Below are 17,344 nucleotides of genomic sequence, written 5' to 3' on the forward strand. Positions count from 1 at the left end.
TGGTGGAGGGCGGCGACCCGGCGCGCGGTGAGCGCGGCGCGCAGCCGTACGGCGTACTCCCGGCGGGTGCCGGCCAGCGGGACGTCGTCGGCGGCGGCGAGCGCCGTGATGATGTCCGGGCCGACCGCCGCGTCGTTGTAGACGCCGTGGTGGTCCCAGACGCTGAGCTGCACAGCGGTGCGCAGCGCGCTCTGCTGCATGCGGGCGCCCGGGGTCATGGCCTCGATCCGGGTGGCCGCAGCACGGAGCACGATGTCCAGGGCGGCGGCGTCCATCACAGCTCCCCCGCAACGGCGCGCAGGCGGAGGGCGTACTCGCCGGCCGTCTCCAGCAACTCGTAGCGCACCCGGGGAAGGGCGGCGGCGGCGCAACTGCGGGCCTGGGCGGAGACGGCCGAGGGGACGCCGGCGAGCACCTGCTCGGCCGCTGCGTCGTACGCCGCGTCGAGGTCGCGCTCGGCCAGGACCACGAACGGGGTCTCGGCCTCCAGCCGTACGGCCGTCTCGATGAGCAGCTGGGCGGCGTGGCTCTGGGGCAGGTCGGTGCGGGCAGGGGCGGTCGTGCCGCCCCGGATACGATTCATCACGTCTGACGCTCCTGGTCACAAGCAGGACTGTCGGGTGGTCGCACGCTGCCCGCTACAGCAGCGGCGACGGTGGCGGCGGCGTCCGGTTGCTACGACCGGACGCCGCCGTTCTCGGATCCCACGGGCTGCTACGACCAGCGGAATCCCGCAAGGTTTGACCCTGCGATGGGGTCAAACTTAGGTGTGCCGAAGCGTGAGTGTCAAGACGGGGACGCTAGGGAGTGGTGCGCCCGCGACCGGGTCGGTGCGCCAGCCACGCGGCGATGGTGGATTCGACCCAGGCCGGCGACCGGCCGATCTGCACGTCCGGCAGCGGGAAGTCCTGCGGCCGTACGGGGTGACCGTCCCTGATGCGGCGGCGGGTGCGCTTGAGGTAGAGCCGTACCGTCCCGGCGGTCACGCCGACCCTCGCGGCGACCGCCTCGGTGTCGAGCGGCAGCTCTGCGGCGCGGCCCTGCTCCGGCACATCGACTCCTTGCCCTAGTGGTGGGGGCAAAGGTATCGGATCGCGCCTACTGAGCAGCAAGAGCGCGTGCACCGGTCCTCCGTGGCTTAGTTGACCTTGACCCTTTCATGGGGTCATTCTAGGGTGGCGCGGGGCCCGCTGGAAAGCGGCCCGGCAACGCAACGGCCGGACGGAGGGAACCGCCCGGCCGAAGAACCAGCGGGTGCTCGCCCGCCGATACACCCCCCTGTCAGGAAAGGTGCTGCCGTGAGGGTATCGAACACGCCTTTCGCCAGCCTGAGGACCGGCCCATGAGCCTTGACCCGATCCTCTGGGCGTTGAAGGACGCTCCCGTCGCCGACAGCTTGGAGCGGCTCATCCTCGTCACGCTCGGTGAGCGGGCCGCCCGGGCCGACGGATGTACCGCGTTCCCCAGCCGCGACACGATCGCCGCGACGGTGATGGCCGACCCGAAGACCGTCCAGCGCGTACTCCAGCGCCTGGTGAAGCGCGGGCTGATCGCCAAGGGCGACCAGTCCGCCGCCCGCTACATCCGCGCCGACCGGCGCCCGACCGTCTACGACCTGCTCATCCCGTACGCCTGGTTCCCCAACCCGGCCCGGATGAACGACGAGCGCATCCAGGCCGGCCTTCCTCCCCTGACCATGGAGGACCGGCCCGACATCGCACCGCCGCCGGACCGGAAGAGGCGCAGCGACCTCGGCCAGCCGCGGACCCCTTCCGTACGGGGGGACTCACAGTCCCGTGGTCCGGGGGACTCACAGTCCCCTCGTACGGAAGGCGACGGGGGGACTGAGAGTCCCGTACGGGGGGACTCACAGTTCCCGGCGGGGGGACTTGAAGACCCCCGAACCACCCCTGTGATCACCCCCGAGGAACCTCCCCTCCCCCCCACCCCGCAGGCACCGGCCGCTACGCCCCCCGCCGAGGGCAGGGAGGGCGGGCGGAGTGCTGCGCTCTCCGACATCGAGCAGAGGGCGTACGACGTCCTGGTCCTCATCGCGCTGGATGAGCCACGGCTGACGCTGGGGGAGCGGGAACTCGTACGCCTTGCGCCCCTCGCGGCCGTGTGGCTGGAGCGGGGTGCGGACGCGGGGCAGCTGCGCCGGGCGTTGACGGCCGGACTGCCCGAGCAGGTCGGCTCACCGGCCGGACTGGTGCGCCGCCGCCTCCTGGACAAGCTCCCGCCCGTACGCCCGGCCGCCGGGGTGGGGCAGCTGCCGCCGTGGTGCGGGTGCGGTGACCACCCCGCCGCCGAGTTCAATCCTCGCTGGCGGGTGCGGGATGGCGAACTGTGCCCGACCTGCCATCCCGCCATGCTGGGCGCCGCGTGACGAGCGCCAGCCGAGGGCGATCATGGGTTCCGCCTGACCTATTATCGAACGCATGTCCGAAGAGTCGTCGCGACTGGAGCAGCTGCACTTCTTGCGACGGTTCCTGCTCGGCGACCTTGCTCGCGTCGACCGCTGGATTGTCGAGGAGGAGCAGCGTGTCGCAGATGAGGCCGCCCGTCGGCCCCCACAGCCGCCGCCCGAGCCACCCGAGTGGGGGCTGGAGCGGAGTCCGCTCCACGGCCACCCGCCGCTGATGCTCCATACCGGCGCGTGCTGGAGGCCCGCACGGCCGGTCGAGGCGCTCACCCGGGACCAGGCCGTACGGGCGCTGGTCGAGCAGGGTCTCCCGGCATGTGTGCTGTGCCGGCCGGACACGGCACTCGGGGTGCTGGAGTGATCGGCCCGGAGCAGCATGGAGAGATGAGCGGCGCTCCGATAGTCGTGCACCAGCCGTCCGCGACCCGCGGCCGGCGGGTCACGGTGCGCGGTGTGATCCTCGGCCTCGCGCACAACGATCGCGACCTGGTTGAGTTCCTCCGCCGGGTCGGCCTGCCGGACGCCGAGCAGCTGCTCGATGACCCGGCCTGGGTGGCGTGGCGGGGCGGCCGCGCCCACGAATGGAACGCGACCTGACCCCTGCCCCGAGGTAACCGGCGGTGCGTTTCGCAAGCTTCCATGATCAGTCGTGTTTCCAATTCGCAAGGCCCGGAGGACAGCGGCCCTGCTCAGGACAGTTTCCGCCGTTTCCACGTTTCCAATGTGAGGAAATCCCTGGTCAGCGGGTACCTGTGCGGGCATCGTGGCGGCCATGCAGACCACCGAGATTGCTCCCGGCCTCCTCCTGACGGAGGCGCTGTACGACGTCGTGCAGGCCGGCGTGACCGCCCACGCCCCGGCCTTACCTCCGCTCACCTGGCAGGCGTTCACTCAGCCGGACGGATGGTGGCTTGTCCCGGACAGGAACGGGCGCATCAGCAAGGCGGAACTCACCTTGAGGGAGGATCGCGACAGAACCGTCAAGATCAACATGTGGTACGCGCCGGATCTGAGGGGACCGGACGGTGCTCCCCGCCCGCACTCCCACCCGTGGCAGTTCGAGTCGAAGATCCTGCTCGGCGGTTACACGGAGGACCGGTACACCGTTCACTCCGGAGTGGTCCGTACGGACATGGGCACGGAGCACAACCAGGGCGACGCCAACCGTGTGGACCGGAGCCTGTACCACGAAGTGCGTGGCATCCACACAGCCCCCGGCCACACTGTGACCCTGATGCTCTGCGGCCGTGGCGAGCGCGGCGCGTGGGGCTACCTCGACCCGGCCACCGGGCACCACACTCCGCCGCACCCGGACCCCCAATTCACCGCACACCTCAACGCTCTCAACCCACACCGCTGACGCCCACGACGGCCTACTCCGTGGTGGCCGGCGGTGTGGCCCAGGTATGGCCGCAGCGGCGGCACCGGGCAGTCGGGTCCACGCCGCCTCCGCCCTGGACGTCGATGCGTCCGCCACACAGAGGGCAGGGGCGGACCAGCTGCGCCGTACGGTCGGCCAGGTCGAGGGCGCGGTCGACGGCGGCCGCCGCGGAGCGGGCCACCGTGGTGAGGTGGCGGCGCAGTTCCTCGGGCAACGGTCGTACGGGACCTGGATGCCCCTCGGCGCGGGCGCGCAGCCAGGTCGCGGCGGCGACGGCGTTGCGGGTTCTGAGGAGGTCGGGTCTCCAGCGCTGCGGGTCGGCGGCGTCGCGTACGGCGAGCATGGACATCTCGCGGTGGATGGGATCCGTCCAGCCCCGGCCGGTGCTCGCGGTGTAGGCCGGGCGCTGCACGGCTTGGGCGACGGCGTCGGCCATGCGCAGGAGGCCGGACTCCAGCGGGTGCATCACGTCGAGGAGGGCGATGCGCAGTGGCGGGTCCGACGCGCCGATCTGCCCGGGGTCGCGTTCCTGGGTGCGGAGGTAGCGGGCGCGGGCGCGGGTCGCCTCGGCGGTGGCCGTGTCCAGTTCGGCGAGGCTGGTGATGAACTCCGACATCCTGGCGGCGGGCGGCCAGGTGGCGGGGGTGCGGGTGCCGAGGATGCCGTAGAGGTCGGGCCAGTGGGTGATGACGGTGTCGAGGTGGCGTGCGGCGGCGGATGTGGTGGCCATCAGGGGCGCTCCATGGGGCAGGCGGGGCGTAGGGTGATGATCACCTGGGGGGCGTCCTGGTCTGGGGAGACTATGAGGACGCCCCCTGCTGCATGTTCAGGGGCGGGTGACGCTCAGCCGGCGGCGGCCGCCGTGCTCCAACCGTCGGTCAGGCGGTCGGCGATCTCGGAGGTGGTGATGCGCTGCGGCATGTCAGCCCCCGTCCGGGGCGGGGTCGTCGGCCCACTCGATGCGGGCATCGTGGAATCCTCCGCGCAGCAGCTCCTCGACGGACACCGCGCCGGTCGCGTGGGCGAACACTTGGGTGTCGTCCACCGCGATCACGCGCCCGGAGGGGAACTGGGCGCCGTGGTAGAGGACGCCGTGGTGGTGGAGGCGGAAGCCGCGGACGAACTCAGGCACGTCGGATCACCGCGACTCCGGGGAGACCGAGGCCGAAGTCGGGGTCGGCGGAGGCGGGGCGCAGCGGGGCGCACATCGTCTTCTCGTCCACGCTGCACGTCGGGCCGGCCGGAGAGACGCCGGCGTCCAGGCCGGTCCAGCGGAACGGCTCGCCGCAGTCGTCACATTCAACGGTGATGTCGGCGCTGTAGCCGACGACGGTGGGGTCGTCGTCGGCGGCGGTCAGCCGGTTCACCGCCACGTAGGCGGCGAAGTCCAGGTGCGGGCACGGACGGTCCAGGTCGGCGGTCATCGGCCGGCGCCTTCCGGGGCGGCCGGGGCGTACTGGTCGAGGAGGGTCTGGTAGCCGTCGCGCTCGGCGGCGGACTCGGCGGCGAGCTTGACGGCGTCGAGGCCGTCGCGAGAGGCCCACTCAACGCGCTGCCTCTCGGCCTTGTCGGCGCCGGCGCGCGCCACTTCCACGATGGCCTGGGGCGTGGCCCAGGTGTCGTCGCTGACCACCGGCTTCCCGTAGTAGAGCTGGTCCGCGACGTAGCGGTCGACCGACAGGAGGTCCATGCTGGCGCGCCGGTCGTAGAACGCCGCCCTGTAGAACAGGCGGACGCGGCGGCGGCCGTGCTCGTCCACGACGTACGACCACATGTCGTGGTCGGAGGCCTCGCGCTTCCATCCGGCCGGAAGGGTCGCGGACATGAACAGCGGGTCGGCCGGGGTGGGTTCGCCGAACACGAAGCCCAGCGCCTCGAACTCCTCGCGCGGTGAGCGCAGGTCGGTCGGCACCTGGTCGGAGTGGACGAGCTGCGCCTGGCCGGCCCGCTCCTGCCCGGCGATCAGGGCGTTCGTCTCGCCGGTCGCCATGGCGAGCAGCCCGAACACCTCGCGGCTGGACGGGGTGCTGGTGTTCTCGATGGCCACGTGCTTCTCCTTGGGGATGTCGGTGTCGCGGAAGGGTTCGACCGGGAGGGGGCGGCCGGTCTGGAGTGCCCACCAGCCGGCACACAGGAGTTCCCCGAGGGGAATTGTCCGGGCGGCGCCGGCGGGACGGTAGGTGCCGAGGGCCTGGTAGCTCTGGCCGTATCCGTGAGGCATGCCGTGGTGGCACCAGAACGGCATGTCCTCGGGCAGGCAGGCGCCGTTGGCCTCCATCTCCGGCGAGCCGACCCGGTACGCGCAGTCCGCGCAGGGGCGGCGCATCACGCCCGGCGGGACGGGGGCCGGGACGAGCTGCTCCTCGGGCCAGCTGTCGACGTCGTTGGTCAGCCCTGTCCCGTCGCAGTGGAGGCACCGACCCTGGCTCGGGCCCATGTCACCGTCAGTGCAGTACGGGCAGCGCCACCGGTAGACGACCAGCTGCGGCTCGCCGGTGGTCACGGCCGCCGCCTCCACCCGCGCTCCAGGGAACGGCGCCGCTGGTAGGCGAGGTGGGCCTGGCCCGCCGCGTCGGCCGTGATCCCCGCCAGGACCGCGAAGCCGACCGCGTACGGGATGCCGTCGGCCTGGACCGTGAGCACACCGAGGGAGAGCAGGCTCAGGCTGGTCAGGGCCAGGAGGACGACGCGCGCCCGGGCGGCGATCACGCCTGCACCGCGGTGATGACGGCGGCCGCCGCGTCGGTGTGCGCGTGGCCGCTGGTGTGTGCCCACTCGGATACGTCGATCGGCCACCGGAGATCGGCGTACCCGATGACGACCTCGTGGTCGTCCGCGCGGACGGTGTGGGTGGTGTCCTCGGGCCGGGCGAAGGACTCGACCACGGCCTGCGCGGCGGTGGCGCAGAAGCAGGCAAGGCGGACCTCGCGTATCCCGAACGCGCCCGCCTGGACGCGGGACTTCTTCGGGATGCGGCGCCCGAACCGGGGCGGGAGCACACGCGTCGCAGGCGCGGCTCCGGTACCGAGGCAGGTGGTCTGGTGCCCGGAGACGACGTGGACGTGGTGGCCGTCGGCGAGCAGCTGCTCGGCCGCGTCGCGGGCGGTCACGGGCTGAGCGGAGGCAAGCGTGTTGATGGGCATGTCCGATGTTCCTTGCGGTCGTTGTGGCAGAGGGTGGGCGTCGTGGCCGTAGAACGGGAAGGGCGGTTCCATCACTGCTCCTGGGCTGTGGCGTCGCGTTCCTGGGCGCGCCAGCGTCGGACGGTGCGGGGTTTCACGGCGAAGATGTCGGCGATCTCGGCCTCGGACAGCCCGAGGCCGGTCATCCGTACGCCGGCCAGGCGCCGTTCCTGGGGGGTCATGCCGGGCAGCGGGCGGCGCTCCCGGGCGGCGCTCTCCACTGCGGTCCAGTCGGGTTCTGCGCGGGCCTTCGCCGGGTCGCCGGTTCTGCGGAGGTGGGTGCGGCAGGTCTCGCAGATGGTGCGCCACTGCGAGGCCTGCCGGGTGCAGTCGTCCGTCGCGCATTCGCGCTGGGCGGCGATGTGCCAGCCGTCCCGGCGCAGCGACTCGACAGCCTCGTGAGCGAACCGGTCGGCCTCCTCGCGGGTGATCCGGCCGTCGAAGGCGGCGAGGGCCTGGGCGGCGATGTCCGCGGCGATGGCGTCCGCGACCGGGGCGCGGTTCATCGCTGCTGCCACGGGGCGGGCCGCACGCCCGTACGGCGGCGCGGCGTACCGCTGCTGCGCCTGGGCCTCGGCGGGTTCGGGCAGTTGGCGATGTGCGGGGTGGCCCGCCACTCCGCGTGCTCCAGCGCCGGGCGCTCCTTGGACAGGCCGCGCGAGCGGAGGCGGCCGGTGCCGTCGGTGTAGCAGGCCGTGTTACCGGTGCCGGTCTCGTCGGGCTCGGCCTCGACGGCGAGCGGTCGGCCGGCGGCGGTGACGGTCCAGCGGATCGGGGCGTGGCAGCCCGCGCAGGTGGTGACGTCGTGCTCAGGGAGTGTGGGCATGTGGTCCTCCGGTCAGGTGCCGGTGTCGAAGTCGGGCACGTGCGGGGCGGTGAGGCGCCAGCCGTAGAGGTCGATGGCGCCGGTGGTGCCGAGGTCGGCGAGCGCGCGGCGGATCGCCTCGGGTGTGGCGGCCGCGCGGAGCTGCGCCCGGTCAGGGCTGACGTGCGGGGGCGTACGGACCGGGAGCAGCAACGGCCCCTGCCTGCCGCCTCGTTGACCCCGGGCCCGGGCGGCGGCGCGGGCGCCCGGCGGCGTCGGCACCCCGCGCAGCGGCGGCGGCGAGGACGGCGGGGGTTCGGCGGTCGGTGGCGGCTCCTCGATGAGGGGCTCGCGCGCGTCCCGCTGATCACCACCCACATCAGCCGTCACCTGGGGTAGTTCCTGGGTGATCATGGGTTGTTCCGGGGTCGGTCCCCCGAACTGGACCCGCCCGACTTCGGGGGTTGGTCCCCCGAACTCGGGGACGCGGCAGGTTCGGGGGTCGGTCCCCCGAACTCCGGCCCGCGCCAAGGCGACTTCGCCGGCTTCTTCTTCGGGCGGGTGAGGGCGAGGGACGCGACGGCGGCCGTCCAGTCCGGGCAGGGTGTGACGAGGATGACGTAGGTGGGGCGGCGGCCGCGGCCGCGCGCGCCCTGGACGGAGACGACGCCGGCGGCAATCGCCGCTGTGATCATCCGGCGGACGTCTTTCTCGTCCGAGCCGACGGCGCGCGCGATGTCCTGGATCCGGATCACCGTGCCGTCCCGGAACCGCAGCGCGCCGCCCGGGTTGGCGGCGGTTCCGAGGGCGTACAGCAGCGTCAGGAATGGGCCGCGCAGGGGGCGCGGCATCGTCCTGGACCAGCGCCAGAAGATCGCGTTGCGGAAGGCGTTGGGGACGCCTCCGCCCTGGCCGGGCTGCTCTTCGTGCACAGAGACCTCTCAGGTGGTGCCAGCGTGGATCGAGACAGCCGGGGCGCGGGTGTGCACGCCCCGGCTCGGTGGTCACGCCTCCCTGAGGCCGTCCAGGAGGAGCCCGGGAATCGTGAGGATCAGCACGCTGGTCTCGTAGTCCAGGCGGAGACCGGGCGCCCGGACCGCACGCTTCACCCAGCCGCGTTGCAGAAGGGTGTTGAGCGCGACCACGACCTGAGGCCGAAGGAGTCTGGTCTCGTCGGCCAAGCGGATCAGGAAGGGCTGGTCGCGGTCCGCGATGGTGCCGGTGACGTAGTCCGCGTGGGACGCGAGCGCGAGGGCGACCAGGCGGGTGTGCCGGTGCATGCCCGACCGGAGGATGCCGCGCTCGTACAAGAGACGGAACGGGAGATCGTCCGGGCCAAGGGCGCCCGGGGCAGCAAGGTTGCGGTCGGCGATCCGGGCCGCGACATCGGCCGGACTCGGCCGGGAGGAAGCGATCACTGGTCCTGGTCCTGTCGTTCGGGGTGGCGGGGAATCCAGTACGGGCCGGGCGGCCAGCCCGGTATCCGCTTGGGCTCGGGCCGGCTGTTCTCGGCGTTCGGCGAGTGAGCGGGGCACCGCCATCCGGGGAGGAACCTTTCGGCGTAGCCGTAGGCGTGCGGCCTGACCTCCGTCAGGGCCTCGCAGACGGGGCGGTGAGACCCGTTCACCGGCTCACCCCTGCGAGGCTGCGGCCGCCCGCCGCGCGGCGAGCCACTCGGCCTTCGGCCCCAGCAGCGCGAAATGCACTGCCGCTTCGGCGAGTTGTCCGTACGCGTAGAGCGCCTCGCCGATGCCGACGGCAGCGTCCAAGGCATCGGTCATCTGGCCGGCCTCGTGATCGCTCACGTACTCCCGGCCCATCAGCTCCTCGCCGTACTCTGCGGCAAGGCTGCACACGGTGACCCGGGCCCGCGCCGCGGCCAGGGCCGACGCCTTGTTCCAGTTCAGCTCGGGCATCTCGCCCAGGTGAGCGGGAGGGCAGACCAGCGGCGGCATCTCGCCCTCGACCACGAGCTGGCGCACCGCCCACACCGCGCCGTACGCGTAGTGCCTCGACGCCTCCTCGAACCTCTCCCGGAGCGTGTCCTCCGTACGGCGGTAGAGGTCTCCGAGGTGGAAGAGCGCGGTGGAGTGCGGCTCCCGGGTGCTGACCGCGTCCACCCTGTGGGTCCCGGTGGGGATGGCGAACTGGGCCAGGCCCGGTTGGCTGATCACGCGGTCGATGTCGACGCCGGCGACTGCCAGCTGGATGGCGGTCAGGGCGGTGCGGTACTCGCGGGCCGACTCGCCGAGGGCGTGCACGCCGTCGGTCAGGCCGTCGTACCAGGGCAGAGTCTTGCTGGACACAGGTGTCTCCTGGGTGGAGGGGCGGCCGGTGCGCGGGCACCGGCCGCCGTGGCGAAGGATCAGATCTGGACGGCGACACGGCCGCAGTCGCGGCAGGCCAGGCCACCGGTCGGCGTCACGTCGTGCGGTGTGGACATGTGGCCGCAGGCCGGGGTGTGGCAGGCCAGATACGCGGCCGGCGGCGGGCCGGTACGGGCGTGCTCTGGCTCCGGCTCCGGCTCGGGAAACGGCGGCCGCCGCCGTACGAGGCGGGTGGTCCAGCGGGCCAGGCCGAGCACTGCGGCGCCGATGGCGACCAGCCATACGGCCAGCCCCGTGCAGAGCATGAGCGCCACCAGGCCGAGGATGATCAGGTCTGTAGCGGTCACGGCCGGCCCCCTTTCTCGATCAGGTGGGCGGTCGCCTCTGCGCTGAGCTGCGCCCGCTGGTAGGGGCCCATGCCGCCCCGGACAACGGCCCGAGCCGTCGAGCCCAGGCGCCCCTCCGTGGACAGGGCGTCGACCAGGCACTCCGGCCGTACCTCGCAGGGGGTGCAGATCCGCTTAGCTTCCCGATGCCGGGGCTCGGCGTCCCTGGTCCCGACGAACAGGAGGTCGTGTCCGAGGCAGGCCGCGTGGTCGAGCCACGCGCGGGAGCTGTCCATCACGATCTCCGGTGGCGGTGGGCCGCGCGGGCGCGGGCCCGGGCGGCGCGGCGGAACCGGCGGAGGAGCAGCTGCTCGCGCGTCGGCGCGATCCGTTCCGCGATCAGGGCGCCCCCGCCCAGGGCTACGACGAGGGCGACCAGCCAGAACAGGAGGGGCAGCGCGAGGCCGTCGGCGGCCGCCGCCATCATCAGCGCGAACACGACGGTGATCGCGACGGCCAGGACGACGGCGGCCGTCGTGATGCGGGTGGAGTGCGCGATCACTCGCCCTCCACTACACACGCCGGGTCGAACTCGGCGGCGATCCCGGCAGCGGTGATCATGTAGCCGGTCGGCACCGGCTCCCTGCTGAACGGGTCGATGACGTACACGTCCCAGCAGCGAATCGGGTCGGCGGGATCGCTGACCTGCCACACGATCCGCGGCCTGACCTCGGGCCCGTCCTCCTGGACCAGGAGGTGCTCGATGTGTGCGGCCGCCGCCTCCTGCGTGGCGTAGGCACGGAGCATGAAGCCCTCGTGCTCGGCGACGTACATCGTGTCCGGCCGCAGCCGCTCGACCTCATCGAGGAGCCACGCGACCACCGCCGTCACCGACTCGCCTACCGGGGCGGGGACACGGCGGTCCCGCCCGCTCGGAGACAGCAGCCCCCGCAGCTCCGTGTCCTGGGTCCGCAGTGTGACCAGCTCGGCGCGCTCCCGATCCGCGCGGGCGACGGCCGGCGACGACCGCACCGCACCACCCAGCACACCGGCCAGGTGCTCGGCGAGGCACCGGCGCTGCGAGAGGTGGCGGAGGGTCTCGGTCTGCGCGACGCTCTGGTACGCGTAGAGCGCGTCGGCAATGATCAGGGCCAGCACCGGGTCAACAGGAGTGAACGCGGCCTCGGGCGACGTGCCCGAGGTGTTCTTCTCCTCCCCGCCGGCGGCCACTTCGCGCAGCGTCGCGGCAAGCTTGTTGGCGATGCAGCTGTCGCAGCCGCCGCATCCGCAGTCGTCGTCGTTGCTGATCACGTCGGCCGCTTCGAGGAACGAGGTGGCCCGGACCAGCGGCGCAGCTGCGGTGAGGACGGCGTCGGCCAGCGACTCGTACGGCGCCATGAACGTGGTGCTGGGGTGGTCCTTGACGGCCTGGACCGCGGCCTCACGGGCGCTCATGCCGCCACCCCGCCCTCGGGCTGGGCCTGGGCGGCGTCCCACTGCTCCTGCGTCAGCCCGCGTATGCCGCGCAGTTCGACGCGCACACCGTCGAACTCCATCTCACCCTTCAAGCAATCGAAGGCGGCGTGGCTAGGGGTGGGGTTGCGGGACTGGGTCACCTCGTGGGTCAGCTCGATCCCGAGGAGCGCCGCCCACCGCTCGATCTCGCCAGAGCCCAGGGACACGTCGGTCAAAGTCAGGTTCGCCGAGTTCCAGAACGCCATCGAGGCCACGTCGGCGGAGGCCAGCTCCGGGTGCTCCTGGACGAGACGGCGGCCCACCTGCCCGGCACGGAACGCCCAGGACTCCAACCCCACCAGCGCGGCGGTCAGGTTGTCGCTCATCCCTGCACCGCCTGGTCGGCGATCAGCCGTACGGCGTTGGTCAGCGGAGGCGGCGGGTCGGCGATCGTGTCGGGGTCCGGCTCGACGGGCGCTGTTGCCCAGGCGGTGACCTTCACACCGTCGATGAGCGTGCTGGCCGTATACGTCCGCAGTTCCGGCCGGGCCGTGTCCAGGTGGGAGCGGGTGTGCATCAGCTCGCCGTGCGCCGTCGCGAACGCGAGCACGCCGGCCAGGCCGTCGTAGTGGACATCGGTGACGTAGCCGCTGCTGGTCCGGGTCTGCGTGGTGAACGCTGGGTCGACCGACACGGCGCCCGTCGCTGCCCACGTGGCGCTCATCGCGGCCTGCTGGGCCGTACGCCACGGTGCGGAGAGTTGGTCCGGCGGGGCCGGGGTCTTAGTCTGCGTGATCAACTGGTCCTCGTTTCTGAGTGGATGAGGTATCCGGTTGTGGTGGGGCCGCTCGGACCAGGCCCGGTCCGAGCGGCCTCGTGCATGTAGATCAGGCGGTTTCGAGTAGGTGGACCAGCGACGCGGTCACGACGCGGTGGCGGGTACCGAGGGGCACGATCCGCACGGGCGCCTCGCCGCGCCTGACCAAGTCGTAGAGGTGCGACTTGCTGACACCGAGGGCGTGCGCCGCTTCGGCGACACTCACAGTTGCCGGCCATGACCTCACCTCGGTGAGGGTTGGTACCTGCGCCGTGGTCATGCCGACGCGGGCGCGTGCTCGGGGGCAGCCATCAGGTCGGAGACCTCACAGCCGAGCGCCTCGGCCAGTCGCGCCAGCGCCTGAGCAGACGCCCCCGCGATGCCGCGCTCCACGCCCGATACATGTCCCTTGCTGTATCCAGCGCGGGCTCCGAGTGCTTCCTGTGTCAGCCCGGCCTCGATACGGCGCCGCCGGATTTGCGCGGGGTCTTGGTAATGGGCTCTCATGGCAGCACGGTAGCCAAAAGTTCAAGGAAGTACAAGAAAGAACAAGCCGATCCTTGCCCGAAAGGGGCGTTGCTCTACTGCCTGACCTGGTGGTGTCCTAAAGTTCAGGGAAGTTTGATACTGCATCCCCGAGAGGACCCCCGTGGTGAGCGCGTCCCCACCCGCACCACCGCCCGAAGCCGACGTGATCCGCGTAGCGCGGATGGCGAGAGGACTCAGTCCCGAGAGGGCTGCGGAGCGAACTCGGATTCGCCTGGGGGGTGGACGGTGGCGCCACATCGAGCAGGGCTACAGCCGACGGATTCCGTTCACGCCAACAGTGGCGCCGGCGAAGACCCTGGCGCACATGGCTCACGTGGTGGGGGTCCAGCCCGTACAGCTGGATGACGCGGGCCGAGGGGACGCGGCGGAGATCCTCCGCGAGATCAAAAGACAGGAGGCCGCAGAACAGTCACCGGAAGAACCCACGGACCCTCGCGTGCAGATGGCGCTGGACATCCTCGCCGATCTGCCGCCCCGGGTCCGGGCCGAGGTGCTGCGCCGGGTCGGCGCGGACGCCAGGAGGCAGATAAGCCGTGAAGACGACGACTAGGAAGAGGTCATGGCCGATCCGATCAAGAAGATCGTTCTCGGTAACGGGAAGGTCCGGTACAGGTTCGTGGTAGACGTCGGGCAGGACCCGGCCACCGGGAAGCGCCGGCAGCAGACCGTCACGAAGGACACCAAGAAGGAGGCGGTCACCGAGTACGCCCGCATCCAGCACCAGAGGGCGACGGGAACCTACGTGCTCCCGTCGAAGGTCACGGTCGAGGAACTCATCGACATGTGGCTGAAGACGGCCACGCGGGACGTCGAGACCGCGACGAAGCGCAGCTACGAGGACGCGATGCGGTACGTCCGAGTGCACCTCGGCGACCGGAAGGTGCAGACACTCACCGAGGACGACGTCGAGTCGTTGATCGACTGGATGCTGACCAGCGCGCGGCGGATCGGCGGGAGGCCGGGGACAGGAGTCGGCGTGCGGACGGTAAGCCTCACGCTCGGCCGTCTGCGGGCCGCTCTCAACCTGGGGATCCGGCGGGGCTTGGTGACGCGGAACGTGGCGGTACACGTGACCATCCCGCGCCAGGCCAGGAAGGACGCAGCGGCCGCGGCGCGGACGCGGGTGCCGTGGGATGAGGCCGAAGTCCGGTCGTTCCTCGCCTTCGTGTCGACCGACCGTCTGTACGCGGTGATGCTGCTGTCCCTGATCGGGCTGCGGCCAGCTGAGGTCTGCGGACTTCGGTGGGAGGACGTCGACCTGGAAGCGCGCACCATCTCGGTGGAGATCACCCGCACGCTCGTCGCCGGCGCGGTCGTAGAGAAGGACACGAAGAGCGCGGCCAGCTACCGGAAGCTGCCCATGCCGACGGTCCTCTGGGTAGCACTCAAGCTGCTCAGACTGGCGCAGGCGAAGGAGAAACTGGCGTCTGGCGATGGCTACGCCGGGTCAGGCCGCGTGGTGGTCGATGAGTTGGGCCGCTCGGTCAAGACCGACTGGCTTCGACGCCGGGCGTACAAGTTGATGGAGGCGGCCGACATGCGGAAGGTCCGGCTCTACGACGCCCGTCACTCGTGCCTGAGTTGGATGGCGAACAACGGCGTGCCCGACACGGTGGTGTCGGCGTGGGCCGGCCACGCCGACCTGGGCTTCACGAAGCGCCGGTACGTACATGCCGACCCGCAGTCACTCAGGGCTGGTTCGGACAAACTGGCCGGGCTGCTTGAGCAAGCATGATCCACAGCGATTGTGAGATTTTGTGAGACGTGGCACCTCGGGGCACACGAAAGGCCCCGAACCGTGGTGACGATTCAGGGCCTCTGACCTGGCCTTTAACCAGATTCTTAACGTGCACTCGGCAGGATTCGAACCTGCAACCTTCTGATCCGTAGTTGTATGGAACGTGTCCATGGGCGTCCATACAGTCCAGGAAAAGCGGGTCACGGCCAGGTCTGAGCCTCGCGCTCCGCAGGATCGCACACAGATTGTGAGACGTGTGTGAGAGGAAGTGGTGCGCCCCCTCCCCGGGGGGCGCACCACTTCAACCCTGAGTTGCATCGGCGGAGAGCGCCCCGGCTATCCGAGCGGCGGCTACCTCGGCCCGCAGGTCATCGACCTCTCGCCGGAGGTGGCGCTGCTGGCGCTGCCCCCGGAGCGAGACCCAGGCCGCCGCTCCCGCGATCAGGCAGGCGAGCCCCGCTACCGCCGTCGCCGTTGACATGTAGTCCCCCCCGCTTTCAAGATCACAAACTGTAGGGTCACGCCTACATACATCCGGTCAGAGCTGGCCGAATGTGACTGCGTGTCCCCGTCCCCGCACCTCGACGACCGGATCATTGCCCGGCGCAGGGTAGTGGGCGAACGCATCCGGCAGGCCCGCATCCGCGCGAACCTCTCGCAGGAGTCCGTGGGACTGCGGAGCGGAATCGACCGGGCGTCGTACAACCGAATCGAACAGGGGCACGCGAGCCCCCTCTTGGACACCCTGTTCAGGATCGCCGACGCCATCGGCGTCTCGACGTCGGAGCTGGTCCGCGAGGACTCAACGCCCCACTCCTGAACGCCCGGCGTTGCGGACCATCGGCCCCTGCACGCAGGTCCTAACGCGGCCCCAGCCCTATCCCCGGTCAACGTCATCGGTCGGCGGCAGCGTTGGCGAGGTGGCGGGAGGGGGTAGCGCCAATCACCAGCCCACGTCGCTAGCCGCAGCAGTCGGCGGCACCCAGCCGACGTCGCCAGGCGCGGGCGCCGGGGCCACCCAGCCGACGTCGCCAGGCGCGGGCGCCGAGGCCACCCAGCCGACGTCGCCAGGCGCGGCCTGAGCGGCCCCTGCGGTGGCGACGAGGGCGGCGACTGCCAGCAGCCCGGTTGCTGCTACGGCGCGAATTCTGATCACGACAGGCTCCAGAAGCTCGAACGTGTGAGCAAGCGGAAGCTCACTCACCGCACTGTTGCATGCGTCCACGGTGAGATCTAGACATGCGCAGATGCGAGAATGCGCCCATGCGTAAACCCGCAATCGGCAAAGGGGGAGTAAAGGGTTATGTCAGACATTGATTCGGGGCACGCGTCGCTGTCGCTGACAGACGTGGATACGTACAAGATGATCGCTGCTGGCACGGCAGTTGGCGGGCGCGACGTCAGTGCACTACTCGCCATCGGGCTGATCCAGAGCCACGGGGGGCAGTACTACGCGCTGGACCCGCGCGGGGCCACCAACGAGCTGCTCGCGACGGTGCAGACCGATCTGGCCTCGACCATCAGTAACCTGTCGCTGGTGCCGGTACTGGAAGGGTTGAAGGGAACATTCGACCTCGACAGGTTCTTCGGCGGAGCGGCCGGCGAATTCCTGCCCAGCAGGGAACAGATGAACGCGCGGATCGGGGAAGTCACCGGCGCTGCCACGGTTGAGCTCTACGCCGCTCAACCCGAACACCCTGCGGACCGCACCCCCGAGATGCAGGCCATGGGCACCGCCCGCACCGTCGCCGCCCTCACCCGCGGGGTACACGTCCGTACGATCTACCCCGCAGCCGGTCGCGACCACGCACAGACGCAGCAGTACGTCGCCGAGGTCATGGTGCTGGGAGCCGAGGTCAGGACATCGAGTGCACCATTCCCCCGCATGATCGTGATCGATAGCGATCACCTCTTCATCGAGAACCACGCGGTGCAGCGCGCCGACCGCCACGCGGGATGGCACGTGACCGATCCCGGCACCGTCATGTGGGCAAGATCGCTGTTCGAGATGATGTGGGAACAGGCGGCCGTGTGGGGGGCGCCAAGCAAACCCACCAGCGCAGCGATCACTTCACGGCAGCACGCCATTCTCCGCGGCCTGGCCGCAGGGGGATCCCAGGACCAGGTGGGGGCGCAGCTCGGCCTGGCGTCACGGACCATCAACAAGGAGCTGGCCGAGTTGCGGGTGACATTGGGCATGAAGACGATCAGCCAGCTCATGTGGTGGTACGGACGGTCGACGGCCAACCACGATTGAGCCGGGTGGACGCCTACTCGCTGTGAGATGAGGCTCGCCATAGGACATAGGCCGGCCCCGCCCACAGAGCACTGGTGGGCGGGGC

The 17,344-nt window shown here is 71.0% G+C and carries 32 protein-coding genes; 9 read left to right on the top strand and 23 right to left on the bottom strand.

Annotated elements, in window-relative coordinates; all coding sequences use genetic code 11:
- The 3 genes from GT042_RS28685 to GT042_RS28695 all read right to left on the bottom strand — a co-directional run.
- The coding region (locus tag GT042_RS28685) for a hypothetical protein (protein ID WP_161311611.1) at nt 1–275 on the bottom strand (275 nt) is incomplete at its 3' end.
- On the bottom strand, nt 275–586 hold the full coding sequence (locus tag GT042_RS28690; protein WP_161311612.1) for a hypothetical protein: 312 nt from the start codon (nt 584–586) through the stop codon (nt 275–277). The genes GT042_RS28685 and GT042_RS28690, both read right to left, overlap by 1 nt.
- Nucleotides 587–800: 214 nt before the next feature.
- A complete protein-coding gene (locus GT042_RS28695) occupies nt 801–1,052 on the bottom strand; it encodes a hypothetical protein (protein WP_202534075.1) in 252 nt (83 codons plus the stop codon).
- A 290-nt stretch (nt 1,053–1,342) separates the two neighbouring features.
- Between GT042_RS28695 and GT042_RS38375 the strand changes: the two genes are divergently transcribed.
- The 4 genes from GT042_RS38375 to GT042_RS28710 all read left to right on the top strand — a co-directional run bounded on the left by GT042_RS38375 (nt 1,343) and on the right by GT042_RS28710 (nt 3,782).
- Nucleotides 1,343–2,386, top strand: coding sequence for a helix-turn-helix domain-containing protein (locus GT042_RS38375; protein ID WP_202534096.1), 1,044 nt, complete (start codon nt 1,343–1,345; stop codon nt 2,384–2,386).
- A gap of 52 nt (nt 2,387–2,438) precedes the next feature.
- Nucleotides 2,439–2,783 (top strand): DUF6233 domain-containing protein, encoded by a 345-nt coding sequence (locus GT042_RS28700; RefSeq protein WP_161311613.1) that lies wholly within the window; start codon nt 2,439–2,441, stop codon nt 2,781–2,783.
- Between the two features lie 23 nt (nt 2,784–2,806).
- On the top strand, nt 2,807–3,019 hold the full coding sequence (locus tag GT042_RS28705) for a hypothetical protein (RefSeq protein ID WP_161311614.1): 213 nt from the start codon (nt 2,807–2,809) through the stop codon (nt 3,017–3,019).
- A gap of 175 nt (nt 3,020–3,194) precedes the next feature.
- Nucleotides 3,195–3,782 (top strand): hypothetical protein, encoded by a 588-nt coding sequence (locus GT042_RS28710; RefSeq protein WP_161311615.1) that lies wholly within the window; start codon nt 3,195–3,197, stop codon nt 3,780–3,782.
- Between the two features lie 13 nt (nt 3,783–3,795).
- Here GT042_RS28710 and GT042_RS28715 read toward each other — a convergent pair whose 3' ends face one another.
- The 20 genes from GT042_RS28715 to GT042_RS28810 form a co-directional block, all read right to left on the bottom strand.
- Complete coding sequence (locus GT042_RS28715) at nt 3,796–4,533, bottom strand: hypothetical protein (RefSeq protein WP_161311616.1); 738 nt, start codon at nt 4,531–4,533, stop codon at nt 3,796–3,798.
- 192 nt (nt 4,534–4,725) lie between these two features.
- Nucleotides 4,726–4,935 (bottom strand): hypothetical protein, encoded by a 210-nt coding sequence (locus GT042_RS28720; protein WP_161311617.1) that lies wholly within the window; start codon nt 4,933–4,935, stop codon nt 4,726–4,728.
- Nucleotides 4,928–5,227, bottom strand: a complete 300-nt coding sequence (locus tag GT042_RS28725) for a hypothetical protein (RefSeq protein WP_161311618.1) — start codon at nt 5,225–5,227, stop codon at nt 4,928–4,930. The genes GT042_RS28720 and GT042_RS28725 overlap by 8 nt, the downstream gene beginning before the upstream one ends.
- Nucleotides 5,224–6,306 carry a hypothetical protein gene (locus tag GT042_RS28730; protein ID WP_161311619.1) on the bottom strand — a complete coding sequence of 361 codons (1,083 nt, stop codon included), beginning with the start codon at nt 6,304–6,306 and terminating at the stop codon, nt 5,224–5,226. Before GT042_RS28730 ends, GT042_RS28725 begins: the two co-directional genes overlap by 4 nt.
- The gene (locus GT042_RS28735) at nt 6,303–6,512 is read right to left on the bottom strand and encodes a hypothetical protein (RefSeq protein ID WP_161311620.1); all 210 of its coding nucleotides are present in this window, start codon (nt 6,510–6,512) and stop codon (nt 6,303–6,305) included. The genes GT042_RS28730 and GT042_RS28735 overlap by 4 nt, the downstream gene beginning before the upstream one ends.
- On the bottom strand, nt 6,509–6,946 hold the full coding sequence (locus GT042_RS28740; RefSeq protein ID WP_161311621.1) for a hypothetical protein: 438 nt from the start codon (nt 6,944–6,946) through the stop codon (nt 6,509–6,511). The genes GT042_RS28735 and GT042_RS28740 overlap by 4 nt, the downstream gene beginning before the upstream one ends.
- Nucleotides 6,947–7,017: 71 nt before the next feature.
- A complete protein-coding gene (locus GT042_RS28745) occupies nt 7,018–7,503 on the bottom strand; it encodes a hypothetical protein (RefSeq protein WP_161311622.1) in 486 nt (161 codons plus the stop codon).
- A complete protein-coding gene (locus tag GT042_RS28750) occupies nt 7,488–7,811 on the bottom strand; it encodes a hypothetical protein (RefSeq protein ID WP_161311623.1) in 324 nt (107 codons plus the stop codon). Before GT042_RS28750 ends, GT042_RS28745 begins: the two co-directional genes overlap by 16 nt.
- 12 nt (nt 7,812–7,823) lie before the next feature.
- On the bottom strand, nt 7,824–8,204 hold the full coding sequence (locus GT042_RS28755; RefSeq protein ID WP_161311624.1) for a hypothetical protein: 381 nt from the start codon (nt 8,202–8,204) through the stop codon (nt 7,824–7,826).
- On the bottom strand, nt 8,201–8,722 hold the full coding sequence (locus GT042_RS28760) for a hypothetical protein (protein ID WP_161311625.1): 522 nt from the start codon (nt 8,720–8,722) through the stop codon (nt 8,201–8,203). The genes GT042_RS28755 and GT042_RS28760 overlap by 4 nt, the downstream gene beginning before the upstream one ends.
- Before the next feature lie 72 nt (nt 8,723–8,794).
- Complete coding sequence (locus GT042_RS28765) at nt 8,795–9,208, bottom strand: hypothetical protein (RefSeq protein WP_161311626.1); 414 nt, start codon at nt 9,206–9,208, stop codon at nt 8,795–8,797.
- Between the two features lie 213 nt (nt 9,209–9,421).
- Nucleotides 9,422–10,096, bottom strand: a complete 675-nt coding sequence (locus tag GT042_RS28770) for a hypothetical protein (RefSeq protein WP_161311627.1) — start codon at nt 10,094–10,096, stop codon at nt 9,422–9,424.
- Nucleotides 10,097–10,155: 59 nt separating this feature from the next.
- Nucleotides 10,156–10,464, bottom strand: coding sequence for a hypothetical protein (locus GT042_RS28775; RefSeq protein WP_161311628.1), 309 nt, complete (start codon nt 10,462–10,464; stop codon nt 10,156–10,158).
- Nucleotides 10,461–10,739 carry a WhiB family transcriptional regulator gene (locus tag GT042_RS28780; protein ID WP_161311629.1) on the bottom strand — a complete coding sequence of 93 codons (279 nt, stop codon included), beginning with the start codon at nt 10,737–10,739 and terminating at the stop codon, nt 10,461–10,463. The genes GT042_RS28775 and GT042_RS28780 overlap by 4 nt, the downstream gene beginning before the upstream one ends.
- A complete protein-coding gene (locus GT042_RS28785) occupies nt 10,739–11,005 on the bottom strand; it encodes a hypothetical protein (protein WP_161311630.1) in 267 nt (88 codons plus the stop codon). The genes GT042_RS28780 and GT042_RS28785 overlap by 1 nt, the downstream gene beginning before the upstream one ends.
- A complete protein-coding gene (locus GT042_RS28790) occupies nt 11,002–11,898 on the bottom strand; it encodes a hypothetical protein (RefSeq protein ID WP_161311631.1) in 897 nt (298 codons plus the stop codon). The genes GT042_RS28785 and GT042_RS28790 overlap by 4 nt, the downstream gene beginning before the upstream one ends.
- On the bottom strand, nt 11,895–12,284 hold the full coding sequence (locus GT042_RS28795; protein WP_161311632.1) for a hypothetical protein: 390 nt from the start codon (nt 12,282–12,284) through the stop codon (nt 11,895–11,897). The genes GT042_RS28790 and GT042_RS28795 overlap by 4 nt, the downstream gene beginning before the upstream one ends.
- Nucleotides 12,281–12,697 carry a hypothetical protein gene (locus GT042_RS28800; RefSeq protein WP_161311633.1) on the bottom strand — a complete coding sequence of 139 codons (417 nt, stop codon included), beginning with the start codon at nt 12,695–12,697 and terminating at the stop codon, nt 12,281–12,283. The genes GT042_RS28795 and GT042_RS28800 overlap by 4 nt, the downstream gene beginning before the upstream one ends.
- 88 nt (nt 12,698–12,785) lie before the next feature.
- Nucleotides 12,786–12,941: a helix-turn-helix domain-containing protein gene (locus GT042_RS28805; RefSeq protein ID WP_345943961.1), complete on the bottom strand. Its 156-nt coding sequence runs from the start codon at nt 12,939–12,941 to the stop codon at nt 12,786–12,788.
- A 50-nt stretch (nt 12,942–12,991) separates the two neighbouring features.
- A complete protein-coding gene (locus GT042_RS28810; RefSeq protein WP_161311635.1) occupies nt 12,992–13,222 on the bottom strand; it encodes a helix-turn-helix transcriptional regulator in 231 nt (76 codons plus the stop codon).
- 346 nt (nt 13,223–13,568) lie between these two features.
- On the opposite strand from GT042_RS28810, the gene GT042_RS40195 reads away from it, so the two are divergent.
- From GT042_RS40195 to GT042_RS28835, 5 genes are all read left to right on the top strand, one after another.
- On the top strand, nt 13,569–13,814 hold the full coding sequence (locus GT042_RS40195; protein WP_237531306.1) for a hypothetical protein: 246 nt from the start codon (nt 13,569–13,571) through the stop codon (nt 13,812–13,814).
- Nucleotides 13,815–13,823: 9 nt separating this feature from the next.
- Nucleotides 13,824–14,999, top strand: a complete 1,176-nt coding sequence (locus tag GT042_RS28820; RefSeq protein ID WP_161311636.1) for a site-specific integrase — start codon at nt 13,824–13,826, stop codon at nt 14,997–14,999.
- Nucleotides 15,000–15,270: 271 nt separating this feature from the next.
- Complete coding sequence (locus GT042_RS28825; protein ID WP_161311637.1) at nt 15,271–15,480, top strand: hypothetical protein; 210 nt, start codon at nt 15,271–15,273, stop codon at nt 15,478–15,480.
- 84 nt (nt 15,481–15,564) lie between these two features.
- The gene (locus GT042_RS39955) at nt 15,565–15,822 is read left to right on the top strand and encodes a helix-turn-helix transcriptional regulator (protein ID WP_161311638.1); all 258 of its coding nucleotides are present in this window, start codon (nt 15,565–15,567) and stop codon (nt 15,820–15,822) included.
- A gap of 483 nt (nt 15,823–16,305) precedes the next feature.
- Entirely contained in the window at nt 16,306–17,259 is a 954-nt protein-coding gene (locus GT042_RS28835; RefSeq protein ID WP_161311639.1) for a hypothetical protein, read from the top strand.
- The last annotated feature ends 85 nt before the right edge of the window (nt 17,260–17,344 follow it).

This window comes from Streptomyces sp. SID3212 (assembly GCF_009865405.1).
Taxonomy (GTDB): Bacteria; Actinomycetota; Actinomycetes; order Streptomycetales; family Streptomycetaceae; genus Streptomyces.

Coding starts and splice junctions, on each gene's coding strand:
- GT042_RS38375 (WP_202534096.1), top strand. CDS start 1,343: ATGAGCCTTGACCCGATCCTCTGGGCGTTGAAGGACGCTCCCGTCGCC.
- GT042_RS28700 (WP_161311613.1), top strand. CDS start 2,439: ATGTCCGAAGAGTCGTCGCGACTGGAGCAGCTGCACTTCTTGCGACGG.
- GT042_RS28705 (WP_161311614.1), top strand. CDS start 2,807: ATGAGCGGCGCTCCGATAGTCGTGCACCAGCCGTCCGCGACCCGCGGC.
- GT042_RS28710 (WP_161311615.1), top strand. CDS start 3,195: ATGCAGACCACCGAGATTGCTCCCGGCCTCCTCCTGACGGAGGCGCTG.
- GT042_RS28715 (WP_161311616.1), bottom strand. CDS start 4,533: ATGGCCACCACATCCGCCGCCGCACGCCACCTCGACACCGTCATCACC.
- GT042_RS28725 (WP_161311618.1), bottom strand. CDS start 5,227: ATGACCGCCGACCTGGACCGTCCGTGCCCGCACCTGGACTTCGCCGCC.
- GT042_RS28740 (WP_161311621.1), bottom strand. CDS start 6,946: ATGCCCATCAACACGCTTGCCTCCGCTCAGCCCGTGACCGCCCGCGAC.
- GT042_RS28750 (WP_161311623.1), bottom strand. CDS start 7,811: ATGCCCACACTCCCTGAGCACGACGTCACCACCTGCGCGGGCTGCCAC.
- GT042_RS28755 (WP_161311624.1), bottom strand. CDS start 8,204: ATGATCACCCAGGAACTACCCCAGGTGACGGCTGATGTGGGTGGTGAT.
- GT042_RS28780 (WP_161311629.1), bottom strand. CDS start 10,739: ATGGACAGCTCCCGCGCGTGGCTCGACCACGCGGCCTGCCTCGGACAC.
- GT042_RS28790 (WP_161311631.1), bottom strand. CDS start 11,898: ATGAGCGCCCGTGAGGCCGCGGTCCAGGCCGTCAAGGACCACCCCAGC.
- GT042_RS28795 (WP_161311632.1), bottom strand. CDS start 12,284: ATGAGCGACAACCTGACCGCCGCGCTGGTGGGGTTGGAGTCCTGGGCG.
- GT042_RS28810 (WP_161311635.1), bottom strand. CDS start 13,222: ATGAGAGCCCATTACCAAGACCCCGCGCAAATCCGGCGGCGCCGTATC.
- GT042_RS40195 (WP_237531306.1), top strand. CDS start 13,569: ATGGCTCACGTGGTGGGGGTCCAGCCCGTACAGCTGGATGACGCGGGC.
- GT042_RS28820 (WP_161311636.1), top strand. CDS start 13,824: ATGGCCGATCCGATCAAGAAGATCGTTCTCGGTAACGGGAAGGTCCGG.
- GT042_RS28835 (WP_161311639.1), top strand. CDS start 16,306: ATGTCAGACATTGATTCGGGGCACGCGTCGCTGTCGCTGACAGACGTG.